Origin of the sequence: Acaryochloris sp. IP29b_bin.137, from assembly GCF_028285745.1 — a bacterium.
Lineage (GTDB): Bacteria > Cyanobacteriota > Cyanobacteriia > Thermosynechococcales > Thermosynechococcaceae > Acaryochloris.
In genome coordinates, this window is the sequence record NZ_JANQOP010000202.1 from 1 (window position 1) to 12,393 (window position 12,393).

A 12,393-nucleotide genomic window follows, 5' to 3' on the forward strand; every position below is an offset into this window, starting at 1 on the left:
GCTGAAAACGGAACAGTGTCGATGCCAATCCAAGAGACGTTTTGGGCTATTCGTTTTGGCATGGTTACTGACCAATTTTCCATACCCTGGTTAATTAACTGCGATAAACCAGCTTGATGATTCTCCAGGATTACTGCACCAATAACTAAGGAGAGAAAACGATGGAAACGACTACCCCACAAAAAGAGCTAACCATCAATCATGAGCCACAAAAAGAACACCAATGGCTCCAACAACTTGTTGGCGAATGGACCTATGAATCAGATGCGAGAATGGGTCCAGATCATCCCTCCGAAAAATCAACCGGGACTGAGATAGTTAGAACCATTGGTAACTTTTGGGTTCAGTGTGAAGGCCAGGGTGAAATGTGTGGTGGTCCTGGTACGACGATCATGACTCTAGGCTTCAACGTTCAGAAGCAAAAGTTTGTGGGGACTTGGATCGGTTCGATGATGGCCTACCTTTGGCAATATGACGGTGAACTTGATGACACAGGAAAGGTGTTAACGCTCAATTCACGAGGACCCAGCATGGCAGGTGATGGAACCATAGGCCAATACAAAGATGTGATCGAATTAAAGAGTGATGATCATCGGATTATGACTTCCCATGCGCTGGGTGATAATGGGCAATGGTATCAGTTCATGACCACACACTATTACCGGAAGAAATAGGAGCTAGGAAAACGGCATTTCGAGGGCGAAGGCTGCTCTCCCTGGGGAATTATTGGTGATGATATCCGTGATTTCAGCTCTCAATGTCACCGCTGTTATATTTCCATAATCCATAAAATCACAGGGGAACATCCGGGACAATTTTAATCCCAGACTGTATTTAATGGGGGTCACTTCGATCAGTACTTGGGGATGGGATCGGATTGGTATTAGGGACGAGATCGCAAAACCGGATCGGCGACAATCAATTTAACCTACACGCTAGATAGACTCTTGAATCAGGGTCAATTGGAGTCGGCCCATCATCTACATAACCTGAAATATAGGCAGTGAAAATACCTGGAAAAGATTAAACAGGTATTTGCATTGCCTCACTTTGAAAATCCTCCCCATTATTCCGTTTTCTAGGTATGACAAAATGGATCTCTATCTTGGAGACCAATAAATTCCTTGATTTCAAGTTGAGACTAACCTTGGCAGAAATACCGGAGATTAATCACCGTGAAAGCCAGGCTTTTCAATGCATAATGCAAATTACTGATCCGCTTGAATCGCAGCAACAAGCTCTTGAATTTATCCTCCCAAGCAAAGACTTGCTCAATGGCATTGAATCTCTCCTGGAAAATTGATGCGTGGAATGCTATGCAGAGAAAAGGTTAAGGTTTCAGTCAAGCTTACCCATGGAATAAAACCCGAAATGAGTTGCTTGAAATCCTATAGTTTTAAAGGTCTCCAAGATGGGTATCTAGTTTGTCGTGCTGAGAAAACGGAATTATGGTGAGAACTGTCAAAGCGAGGCGATGGAATTACTTATCTCTTATTTTTTAGCTATTCATATTAGGTTTAATGGCTGATATTTCAGGTTAGTTAGATAAAAAACCAAAATGAGTTGTTGCTCCATTCATCGACAATTGATGACTTATTTTGCTGTGGTAGTGTAATCCTAAATTCCCTGTTTTTAAACAGGGCCACCGTGCCTGTTAAACTACCAGGAAGTTGTTATGTAGCGAGACCCACTACCCTTGATGTCTAAAGGATCTCCTCCCCAAAATACCAAGAGTGATTCAACGCAATATCGATTGGACCCGAGAGATATTATTCAGGGGGCGCAAATGTTGCTGGTTGCCTTCGGAGCACTAGTTCTCGTCCCAATCCTGACGGGCTTAAATCCCAATGTTGCTTTGTTTACCGCTGGGCTTGGGACCCTATGCTTTCAATGGATCACTGGGGGCAAAATTCCTGTCTTCTTAGGCTCCTCTTTTGCCTTCATTGCCCCGATTACCATTAGCGTTAGAAAATTTGGCTTAGCCGAAACGCTATCAGGATTATTGGCTGCAGGTGCTTTATATCTATTGCTGAGCTTGCTCATTTTTTGGCGAGGGTCTCATATTGTTACCTACGTCCTGCCAACGATTGTGACTGGCCCCGTCATTATGGTGATTGGCTTATCATTGGCCCCCATTGCAATTAAAATGGCGACTGAACCAGGAGACGGTATCAGTGCATCTGTCGCGATTATCTTATCTAGCTTGTCTTTTTTAGCCACAATCTTAACCGTCGTTTTTGCCAGAAGGATGCTCAGGCTCATTCCTATCTTGGTCGGGATTCTGGCCGGATACCTTGCGGCTATGATCATGGGCTTGATTGACTTTGCACCACTTCGGGCTGCACCTTGGATTGCAATCCCCAACTTCACAACGCCAGTTTTTCACGGCCCTGCCATGTTGTATATGTTGCCAGTCGCGATCGCTCCGGCCATTGAACACATTGGGGATATTTTAGTGGTGAGTTCGGTGACCGGACAACCCTTTCTCCAGCATCCCGGCTTGCATCGGACGCTGTTAGGAGATGGGCTGGCAACCTCTTTGGCAGCTTGTTTAGGCGGTCCACCCAATACGACCTATTCAGAGGTCACTGGAGCCGTTGCCTTAACGAGATCGTTCAATGCAGGCATTATGACCTGGGCTGCGATCATTGCCATTATCCTCTCCTTTTCTGGAAAACTTGAGGGGCTCTTATCCACAATCCCCGCGCCAGTAATGGGAGGCGTATTAGTGATTTTATTTGGGACCATTGTGGTCGTTGGCATGGACAGCATCGTCAAAGCGGGCGAAGATCTTTTACAAACTCGAAATCTGATTATTGTTGGTGCCATTTTAATCTTAGGTGTCGGGGGGATGCGCCTAAAGGCTGGACAATTTGCCCTTGAAGGCATTGGTGCCAGTAGTATCATTGGCATCATTCTGAACCTTCTACTTCCTCGACGTTTAGAAACCTGACTGATGCAAGCGGATGGAACCCGTTAAAATCCAGGCGATGCCACCACAGGAAATCGACGAAGCAGCAGCAATCTTGAGTCAAGCACTTTTGAGTCATCCGATTCAAAAGGCTGTTTATCGCAGCCATGACCAGAAGACAGGGGAAGAGATCAAGGAAAACTGTAGGGAAACATTGCGAAAAAAAACGAGTCAGACCTTTGTGGCAAAACTGGGATCTCAGATCGTTGGCGAGTATCGAATGAAGCCTTGTATCGGTCGTCCGTTTTGTTCACTGAATCAACTCTCCCTGAGTTTACAGTTTTCTACTGTTCAAGAACGTGAGCAATTTTGGTTGGAGGCTTGGTCCAACTGGAGTTTTACCGGAGTTTCAGTATCAAGGAGTGGGGAGATAGTTACTTCAGCATTACTGTGATTGGCTAGATAGCAATCAGCTGGCGGCCTATCTCGAAGCTGACGAGTAGCAGAATGTCCGCGAAAACTTAAACAAAAAATTACCACTACCTCGCTCAAGGATTGAGATCACGGATCCATATATCTTCTTCAATACAACTTTCTTTGGCCCATTCCAAAAGATGATTCTGAATCTGATGTTGCACGTCCAAAGACTGACTGGCTATGTTGGCCCGTACACTAAAATAGGCGGTGCCTCCCTGAGGACCATCGGAATTATGGGTAATGCCCACTAAATAGACAAAATTCCCTGCACTAAACGGAATTTTGGTATCGCGGGGGGTACTAACGATATTAGAAATTCTGGCAATAAGCCCTTCTTGATCTGGCGTGTTTAAGGCAAGATGCATCATGTAAGCCTCCGGCCAATAGAGATAGGTGTTTTGGGGACTTGAGTCAGGCTGTAAAAATTGATTAGCTTGGATGCGTTCTTGAATGCAGGTCAGATTATCTAGGGTTCCTTTGGTGAGAATTTCCATTTCAAATTGGTCTTGCTCTGGCAAAATCAGATTAAACTGAATTGCTTCAACATATAGGTGCTGGAGTTCCAATAACCCAGTAACTTTGGCTACCACTCCAGCACGATCTTGCCCTCCAACGCGGAATAATAAGGAGCGATTTTGGGTATCTAAATTTTTAACTGTGACCCAATCTGTGTAGACCTTATCCATATTCCCAACAGCTTTTTAGAAACATCATAATTCAGCTTTTCATAGGCCCCTACTCGTTTCAGGTTTTATCTTACAGATGAACTTATCTGAAATTCTTGCTCTGCATAACATTCCATCGACATAGTCAAAAATAACTCCAGTCATACAGTTTGTCGTTTGATAGAAATGCAGATGCCTCAAATTTAATCGGATCAATGGATTCCAACAGGCTTTACCCTTGAACTTGAGACTTTTTCCTTGCCCTGCCTGCACGTCGGCAGTTATGGACCCTAAGCATTCACCCCCAAACCCTACTCACTCGCTCCCGATCCTGATATTCCCCGACCATCTCCTCGATCCGCTCCATCGTCTCCGGTGGCCGCAGCTCGATTACCTGCTCCATCTCAAAGTTTTCCTCAATCTCGACGGCGCACTCAAGGCAGAAACCAGGCGAAGCAAACGATTCCTGCACGAAAGGCTTCCCTATCCCTTCCACGGTGTTCCAGAATTGCCCGGCACTATTCTTGGAAACGGCTAGATATTCCAACTTACCTCTCGTCCTGGTGGCTTGCTCAACCAAATTCTTCTGTCTCAACTCCAGATTCTTGAATCGCCTTTCCAACTCCGCCAATACTCGTGGAGTTCGTGGTCTGCTGGCCGGGGTTACTTCTGGAGATTTAGGCTGAGGGCTGAAATCAGGTTGGATGGGCCGGGTCGTTCGCCGTGAACGATATCGGTTTCCTCCTAGTTCCCCATACCCTGATTCCCGCTTGGGTAGTCGGGTGCCCCTCGGTGCTCTCTTGGGTAAGGTTGTCTTGTCTGAGAGCTTATGAGTGAAAGAGGAGGGCTTAAGTTGTTGTGGGTTTGGCTTGGGAACAGGCTTAGGATTGAGGGCAACGATAGGGGTGGTCATGGGGGAATCCTCTTGTGCACAGCCAGTGTAACGACATAGCTCCTTGATCGAAGTGGGATTGTTTCAAATCTTAGGGGTGAGATCAGAGAACGTGGACCGCGTTCAATCACATCAATACTTCTGCCCCTCAAATTATTTCTTAACAAAATTACCGTATTTCCCTGTGAACACTTGCGGCCAAGTCATAGGACAATACCCATTATTCCTTGGTGGCATTATCTCTCAGAAGCTGGAGCAAGTTAAGCCTTGCTCACCGTCCCTGATGACATAAGTAGTCTTATCCCTAATGGCTTATAACCCACCCGTCGCCCATAACATCCCATCTAAAGCTCAACCCATAATCCTGATTGCAGATGATGACCAAACAAGTCGAGACGATCTGGCCGTACTCCTGAAAAACGAGGGATATCGGATTGTGACAGTTTCGGATGGGGAATCCTGTCTAGCCGCTTACCAGCGAGAGTCCCCTCAACTGGTGATTCTTGACGCCATGATGCCCCAGATGAATGGCTTTGAATGCTGTAAACGCCTTCTGGCACTTCCCGGAAGTGCCTACACTCCGATTCTGATGATTACAGGACTAGAGGATGAAACCACTATTAACAAAGCGTTTGATTGTGGTGTAACTGATTTCATCACCAAGCCGATCCGCTGGCCTGTCCTCAGACAGCGGATTCACCTTCTAATCCAAAAGCATCAACTTTATAAAGAAGTTGAGGAAGCTAACCAAAAACTGTCTCAGCTTGCCTCTGTTGATGATTTAACCCAATTGGCGAATCGACGGGTTTTCTCTGAACGTCTCCAACAAGAATGGCGACGGATGGCGAGGGAGAAATCGAACTTATCTGTGATTCTAGGAGACATTGATACCTTCAAAGCCTATAACGATACCTACGGCCATCTTCAGGGAGATCAATGCCTTGTTAAAGTTGCTCGTGGCTTTCAGCAATGCCTCAAGCGTCCGGCAGATCTAGCGGCTCGATATGGGGGTGAAGAGTTTGCAGCCCTTCTGCCTAATACGTCCTTAGCAGGTGCGGTCCATGTCGCGGAAGTAATTCGTCACTTCGTTAAGGCTCTCGCTTTGCCTCATCCGCACTCTGCCAATTGCGATCATGTCACGATCAGCTTGGGGGTGGCTAGCGTAATCCCAAGTCCCCACTTAATAGGAACCGAACTGTTGCTCCAGGCTGCCGACCAAGCCCTGTATAAAGCCAAGGCTGAAGGACGAGATCGGGTAGTTGTAGATGCTTCTATGAAATAAGAAATAAAATTTTGTTATGCCTTCCTAATCTTTTTCAACACCCTATCCGCTGCCCTGATCTTAGCTTCCTTCTTGAAAGTATTAGGACTCAGTATCCTAGTTCACCATTCTCAATAATATTGACTATTGAATTAAAAATTCCTGATATTTGAACGAGAAATCAAATATCTCAAGAATTGAATTTTTCTAGAATTCTCAATTAAAATCTTGGACACTGAGTCCTGACACTTTCCTGTGCTGCATAGATCTCATTAGGAAGCTCATGGATTGATAGTGCGATCGCACAGGAATACTGGCTTAATCCTTCGGCACTTCCACCTCACTGCTAAGTGGGGTGGGGCCTGGTTTTCGGGGGACAGGAATGAGCGAGGCTCCTGGATCGTCCCCCTCTCTCCATTCATCATCCCCATTGCAGGCTGAATAGACTTCCTCGTAAGCTTGACACCAAGGGGGGTGAATTAAGCCAATTCTCTCCAGCCAAGAAACCGTTTGAGCATCCAGTCTGTATTTAGCCCCTTCCAAAACAATTACGCGATCAGGTCCAAAACTAACAATCTCCGAAGCTGGTAACCGATAACTCCCCGTAATCACCTTGGGTAACCATAGTATGGGCAGAATGGAGATGACCAAAGCACTAGGCGAATCATCTTCACAACTCACATTTTTAACCCATCCTAAAATTTCTCCGATTTCGGTAATCACCTCAAATCCAGCCCAGTTTTCATTTTCTTCAACAGAATTCAGGGTTGTTCGGTGGGCTATATCATCTGCCACGGAATCTCCTCTCCTGCCTTTAATGGCACCAGACCAACATCCAAAAAAGACACTTCATGGGGAATGCGCCAAGTTTTTTTAACCAAGGTGATGGTCTCCGTATTGCGCGGAAGCCGATAAAAATCGGGACCATAGAAGCTCGCGAACGCTTCCAGGTGATTGAGAGCATCTACACTTTCAAATGCTTCAGCATATAACGCCATGGCATGGAGTGCCGAGTAACAACCGGCGCAACCACAGTCACTTTCTTTTGTATTGCGCGTATGGGGGGCACTATCTGTTCCCAGAAAGAACTTAGGGTTGCCAGATGTTGCCGCTTGGAGCAGCGCTAAGCGATGCTGCTCGCGTTTCAAAATAGGTAGGCAGTAGTAATGAGGGCGAAGGCCACCTTTGAATAGGGCATTACGGCTGAACAACAGATGTTGGGGCGTGATGGTTGCCGCAATGTTGCGGTTGGCATTGAGGACAAACTGCACTGCATCTAAGGTCGTGATATGTTCAAGCACCACGCGGAGTTTAGGGAATCGCGATACGAGAGGGATTAAGTGTTTTTCGATAAATACTTTCTCGCGATCGAACACATCAACCTCTGCATCGGTCACTTCCCCATGCAGTAAAAGCGGGATACCCTCCTGCTCCATGGCGGCAAAAACGCGATCGCACTTCCGAATATCCGTCACACCGGAGTCTGAATTAGTGGTTGCACCTGCCGGATAGTACTTCACCGCTTTGATAAATTTCGATGCTTTCGCGGCAGCGATCTCTGCGGGGCTCGTATTATCAGTCAGGTAAAGCGTCATCAAGGGCTCAAATGCCTGACCCACCGGAAGCGCCGCTAAAATTCGATCTCGATAGGCCGCAGCATCAGCCACCGAACGGATGGGAGGCTTTAAGTTGGGCATGATGATGGCACGAGCAAACTGACGGGCAGAGTGGGGTAGAACCGCTTTTAAGGCTGCACCATCACGGAGATGGAGGTGCCAGTCGTCAGGTCGGGTAATGGTGAGCTTTTGCATCTATTTATCATAGATCTTGCGATCGCAGGCCCGACTCCCACCGCTAAAGGGCATAGGAGGGAGTGCAAAAATTGGCATGCCCCCCTTCTTGAGGCCAGAAGCTCACTCCCAACACGATGCATAATGTTCTGCTCAGAAGACCGATCACGCATCCGCATAACGCTTCAGCAACGTGGTTGCGGCATGCTTCGCTTCAATCGCTGCGAGGGGACGATTTTGCATCATCGCAATCACAATGGCCCCCTGGACAAGTAGCAACAGCTGGCGGGCCACAAGTTCTGTGGGTTCAATTCCTTCTGCTTTTACTAAATCAAAAATATATTGATAGACCGCGAGTTGATGGTCCAAAGCGGCCTGGCAGCCTGGATGATGGGGATTGGCTAATTCAACCGTGGCATTGATAAAGGCACAGCCCCGAAAATTAGGGCTTTCAAACCATTCTTGCAAAACATCAAACAAGATGAGAATTCGCTGTTTGGGGTCAGCACTGCGCTCTTCTACTCTAGTGACAAACCATTCTCGCCATTGTTGATCTCGTTGGCGTAGAAACGCTTCGATCAAGGCATCTTTAGACTTGAAATGGTTGTAGAGAGACATCTTCGCCACACCGGACTCGGCAATAATCCGATCGATGCCAACATTCTGAATGCCCTCACGGTAGAACAGTTCGCAGGCCGTCTCTAGAATACGCTCACGAACAGGTTTTCGGGGTGACTTGGAAGCGGGCATAGACAAATCAAAAGGAGGAGTCGGCTTCAGCTTATCATCTGGTTAAGGGAACGGCGTTTAGCGCTTGGGGTGAAATTTTTTCTCAGGGACTATTGAGCCAAATCACTCTTAAACTCAGGGGTCAAAATGGCCATCCCTGTTTGCACGGCAGGTCTTTGGCCCACTCGCTCTAACCAAGCTTGAACATGGGGAAAGGGGTCTAAGCTAACCCCAACATACTCATAGGCAGCCGCCCAGGGATAGGTGGCAATATCTGCAATTGAATAATCACCAGCAATGAAATCCCTATGCTCTAATTGACGATCTAGAACCTTGACCAAGCGTAAGGTTTCTTGTTCATAGCGATGAATGGCGTATTCGATCGGTTCTGGTGCAGATCGGCGGAAATGTCCCAGTTGACCAAACATCGGACCAACACCTGCCATTTGAAACATCAGCCATGAGAACACCTGCGCCCGACTTGCAACATCGGTGGGTAAAAGTTTTCCGGCTATTTCCGCCAGGTAGATCAGGATGGCACCTGACTCAAAAACGGTCACACCTGTCTCTTCGTCTTGGATAGCTGGAATTTTGCTATTGGGATTAAGGGCCACAAATTCGGGACTGAACTGTTCTCCCTTGCCCAAATCAACTTCGTGAAGGGTATAGGGCAACCCTAGTTCTTCCAGGAGAATGGCGGGCTTGCGTCCATTGGGGGTTGTGTAAGTGTAGAGGTGGATCATGGTAAGCACCTGTCAAGTTTAAGTATGGGGGTTGATTGGGAGTTATCGTCTTCCAGTCTGCTAGACGACCTTTGGCCAACTTCCTGTTTTTTGCAAAAAAGGAGAATACTCTTGAAAGTCAGCCTGAAAGGGTAAGGCTGATTGAAGTAAGAAGCCTGCTTCCAGTTTGATTTGAATCAGTCGCTCTGCTCCTGCAAAAGACTGCAGATCGTCACCGTCCCAAATCACATCGGCCTTGCCCGTCAAGGTCAGCAAATCCCCCATTTGAAAGTTGGGAAACAAGAGTCCAACCCGTGAATCGAGAATTAGGTTACCAATGGTATTGAACGCCAGGTTGCCAGCAAAGTCTGGAAAGGTCAGGGTCTTGGCATCATCCACCCGGATAAACCCAGGTTTACCGCCTCGATGGGAGACATCAACGCCATGGGCCAGGTTTGACGTGCTATCGGCATAGCGAGTGGCAATAAAAAAGGTATCAGCCGATTCAACGACCGCTTGAAGATCTGAATCCAAGGCGTCAACAGCAGTCAATGCAGCCGGGTTCGCTTGTTCAGGTATAAACCGCACGTCGCGGGTCTGGATGTATTGGGGACAGTTGCCAAAGGTTTGTTTCACCTCCACAACAAATCCTGCCGAGGTGATCTGCTGGATCACCCCATTCATCCGGTTGCGCCGTCGGGTGGGTAGTTCTATCCCTAACAGCCCCACATCAGCGCCGACCTTTAGGTTTTGCTGGAGCGGGTCACCGGCGATGGGCTGAGTTTGAATGCTCAGGGTTTGCGGATCTGGGGAGGAGATAAAGCCGGGTTGGCCAGCCACAATTGAGGCCCAAGGGCGTCCCTCCTGATCAACGCTACCCACAAGAAGAAAGGGGAGCTGCGGATAAAAGGTCCGATGCTGTTCTGGCAGGAAGTCACGGATAATGCGACGTCCTTGTTTTTCCATGCGATCGCGAATCCCATACCGTTCTTGAACCGCTTGTTCTCCGGCATGAAAGGGAGATGTTTCTCTTGTCCAGCCTGACATAGGGATGACCTCTTCAATTCACTCTAAAAGCCTATTAACCCGCCGCAATCAATTCCATCCGAATGCCGCCAGGAATGTAGCACATCATATGGTGCAGGGGCGTACCGCCCAGGGATTCGGGGGCAAATTCAATTTCAACACCAGGGGTCTGAGTCAGGGTTTGATGCAATTCAGTTAATGCGGTCAGGCTTTCCATTTTGAGGGCAAAGTGATGTAAGCCAATCACATTTTTGCGATCAAAGGGGGTGGCCTGTTCTGGATTCATGGCTTGCCACAGGGTAATCATAATCGTGCCGTCAGAAACAAACACAGCCGGGTAATCCGGTTTTTCACCGACTTGCTTGAAGCCTAGGGTATCCATAAAGAAAGCACGAGTCTGTTGGAGGTCGGGAACGGTTAATCCTACGTGGTGAGCGCCTTGAGTGACTGCAGATTTAGTCATGGTGGATTCCTTAAATTTCAATGAGAGGGATGCCGATGCGTTTAGAAGATGCCGCAAATGGCATTTGGTATTGCTTGAGCTAATTCATTTATACAGACAGGTCTGTATATTGTCAAGGCATAAATTTAAGAGCGCACCCAAAAATACCTGATGGGCTTTTTGGGTGCGCATGAGTGATTCCAGTTTTACAGAACCATTTGTCTGTATTTCATCATCAGTGATGCAAAACAAGACCAGTGACTAATGCACTCGAGGAACTCACTCATAGTTCAGTTCCTGCAAAGATTACAGGGGCTTAGAGAAGCCAGTCTCTGAAATCTTCCCACGGTAACTTGCCGTTTGTTTCTTCTTCCGTTACTTCTTTCCAGGAAATAGGAAAACCTAAGGGAGGAACCTGCCAATGGGTCACCTGCACATCGCCAATTTTACTGTTGGAAACTTTAATTTTATTTTGTTGGGCAAAGGTATCTAGCTTGGCAAAAGTAGCGGTCGCTTTTTTGCGATCGCATTTCCTATCTACTAAGGAGACTCCCTGATAACGACGAACCTTGCTCTCATGATTTTCGAGGGATAAGTTAGCAACGCATATAATGTAGGTACATCTCTACATTGGGTAAATCAGGTGAATACCTTTTCTAGTCGTGAATTTAATCAAGATGTAGGTAAGGCTAAACGGGCAGCGGAGGATGGACCGGTCTTTATCACGGATCGGGGGACACTGGCCCATGTGTTGTTAACGGTAGAGCAGTATTACAGGCTTGTTCAATCTGCTGACTCTGTGGCCGATTTGTTGGCGATGCCTGACGCCGCTGAGGTTGAGTTTGAGTCGGTGCGGGATAAGGATACGGCGCTCAGACAAGTGGATCTGGCTTAATGTTTTTGCTCGATACGAATGTTGTATCGGAACTGCGGAAGGTAGGTTCAAAGAATGCTCATCCCCAGGTGGAACTGTGGGCCAGGGAGACGCCGGGGGAGCAATCCTATATTTCAGTCATCTCGATCTTTGAGATTGAACGGGGAGTGTTGCTGACAGAACGGCGTGATGCTGAGCAGGGGGCGCTACTCCGACAGTGGTTTGATCATCATGTGCTCGATAACTATGCAGAGCGTATCTTGCCCATTCACTCCCAAGTCGCGCTGCGTTGCGCGAGGCTCCATGTCCCGGATCCGATGCCTGCTTACGATGCGCTGATTGCGGCTACGGCACTGGTGCATGGTTTGACACTGGTGACTCGAAATGTCAATGACTTTGAACGGACTGGGGTGGAGATTATTAATCCTTGGGAGTTTGGTCGTGGGTAGAGCCATTCGGAAGGTTTCTGGTGAAGCCTACAACCGTGAAAATGTTGATAGCTAAGAGACCTCTTGCAATATTCGTTTCATGATGTGCTACTTACTCAATAAATGCTGCGATCTGCTCTGATTTTTTAGTCCAGTACCATATCGATAGCTGAATT

At 47.4% G+C, this 12,393-nt stretch carries 16 protein-coding genes and 1 pseudogene; 8 read left to right on the plus strand and 9 right to left on the minus strand.

The features are described from left to right. From Q0991_RS25185 to Q0991_RS14435, 5 genes and pseudogenes are all read left to right on the plus strand, one after another. Positions 1-117 (plus strand): annotated as a pseudogene (locus tag Q0991_RS25185) (VOC family protein); the annotation flags it as partial. Positions 118-161: 44 nt separating this feature from the next. Beyond that, on the plus strand, positions 162-674 hold the full coding sequence (locus tag Q0991_RS14420) for a DUF1579 domain-containing protein (protein ID WP_299489468.1): 513 nt from the start codon (positions 162-164) through the stop codon (positions 672-674). A gap of 410 nt (positions 675-1,084) precedes the next feature. After that, complete coding sequence (locus Q0991_RS14425; RefSeq protein WP_299489469.1) at positions 1,085-1,303, plus strand: hypothetical protein; 219 nt, start codon at positions 1,085-1,087, stop codon at positions 1,301-1,303. A gap of 396 nt (positions 1,304-1,699) precedes the next feature. Further along, a complete protein-coding gene (locus Q0991_RS14430) occupies positions 1,700-2,953 on the plus strand; it encodes a uracil-xanthine permease family protein (RefSeq protein WP_299489470.1) in 1,254 nt (417 codons plus the stop codon). 13 nt (positions 2,954-2,966) lie between these two features. Then, on the plus strand, positions 2,967-3,365 hold the full coding sequence (locus Q0991_RS14435; RefSeq protein WP_299489471.1) for a hypothetical protein: 399 nt from the start codon (positions 2,967-2,969) through the stop codon (positions 3,363-3,365). 94 nt (positions 3,366-3,459) lie between these two features. Here the strand turns inward: Q0991_RS14435 and Q0991_RS14440 are convergent, their stop codons facing one another. Then, positions 3,460-4,074: a hypothetical protein gene (locus Q0991_RS14440; RefSeq protein ID WP_299489472.1), complete on the minus strand. Its 615-nt coding sequence runs from the start codon at positions 4,072-4,074 to the stop codon at positions 3,460-3,462. A 277-nt stretch (positions 4,075-4,351) separates the two neighbouring features. Then, a complete protein-coding gene (locus Q0991_RS14445) occupies positions 4,352-4,966 on the minus strand; it encodes a hypothetical protein (protein WP_299489473.1) in 615 nt (204 codons plus the stop codon). Positions 4,967-5,252: 286 nt separating this feature from the next. Here Q0991_RS14445 and Q0991_RS14450 point away from each other — a divergent pair, with 286 nt between their 5' ends. Continuing rightward, positions 5,253-6,227: a PleD family two-component system response regulator gene (locus Q0991_RS14450; protein WP_299489474.1), complete on the plus strand. Its 975-nt coding sequence runs from the start codon at positions 5,253-5,255 to the stop codon at positions 6,225-6,227. Positions 6,228-6,524: 297 nt separating this feature from the next. Here Q0991_RS14450 and Q0991_RS14455 read toward each other — a convergent pair whose 3' ends face one another. From Q0991_RS14455 to Q0991_RS14485, 7 genes are all read right to left on the minus strand, one after another. Further along, positions 6,525-7,001, minus strand: coding sequence for a hypothetical protein (locus tag Q0991_RS14455; protein WP_299489475.1), 477 nt, complete (start codon positions 6,999-7,001; stop codon positions 6,525-6,527). Further along, positions 6,986-8,017 (minus strand): dihydroorotase, encoded by a 1,032-nt coding sequence (gene pyrC / locus Q0991_RS14460; RefSeq protein ID WP_299489476.1) that lies wholly within the window; start codon positions 8,015-8,017, stop codon positions 6,986-6,988. Before pyrC ends, Q0991_RS14455 begins: the two co-directional genes overlap by 16 nt. 144 nt (positions 8,018-8,161) lie before the next feature. Continuing rightward, entirely contained in the window at positions 8,162-8,746 is a 585-nt protein-coding gene (locus Q0991_RS14465) for a TetR/AcrR family transcriptional regulator (RefSeq protein WP_299489477.1), read from the minus strand. An 89-nt stretch (positions 8,747-8,835) separates the two neighbouring features. Further along, on the minus strand, positions 8,836-9,468 hold the full coding sequence (locus tag Q0991_RS14470; RefSeq protein WP_299489478.1) for a glutathione S-transferase N-terminal domain-containing protein: 633 nt from the start codon (positions 9,466-9,468) through the stop codon (positions 8,836-8,838). Positions 9,469-9,528: 60 nt separating this feature from the next. Next, positions 9,529-10,494, minus strand: coding sequence for a pyridoxamine 5'-phosphate oxidase family protein (locus Q0991_RS14475; RefSeq protein ID WP_299489479.1), 966 nt, complete (start codon positions 10,492-10,494; stop codon positions 9,529-9,531). A 34-nt stretch (positions 10,495-10,528) separates the two neighbouring features. Next, positions 10,529-10,936, minus strand: a complete 408-nt coding sequence (locus Q0991_RS14480) for a VOC family protein (protein WP_299489480.1) — start codon at positions 10,934-10,936, stop codon at positions 10,529-10,531. 295 nt (positions 10,937-11,231) lie between these two features. Further along, on the minus strand, positions 11,232-11,528 hold the full coding sequence (locus Q0991_RS14485; RefSeq protein ID WP_366524963.1) for a DUF3352 domain-containing protein: 297 nt from the start codon (positions 11,526-11,528) through the stop codon (positions 11,232-11,234). Positions 11,529-11,558: 30 nt separating this feature from the next. Here Q0991_RS14485 and Q0991_RS14490 point away from each other — a divergent pair, with 30 nt between their 5' ends. Next, the gene (locus Q0991_RS14490) at positions 11,559-11,810 is read left to right on the plus strand and encodes a type II toxin-antitoxin system Phd/YefM family antitoxin (protein ID WP_299489481.1); all 252 of its coding nucleotides are present in this window, start codon (positions 11,559-11,561) and stop codon (positions 11,808-11,810) included. Next, a complete protein-coding gene (locus Q0991_RS14495; protein ID WP_299489482.1) occupies positions 11,810-12,238 on the plus strand; it encodes a type II toxin-antitoxin system VapC family toxin in 429 nt (142 codons plus the stop codon). The genes Q0991_RS14490 and Q0991_RS14495 overlap by 1 nt, the downstream gene beginning before the upstream one ends. The last annotated feature ends 155 nt before the right edge of the window (positions 12,239-12,393 follow it).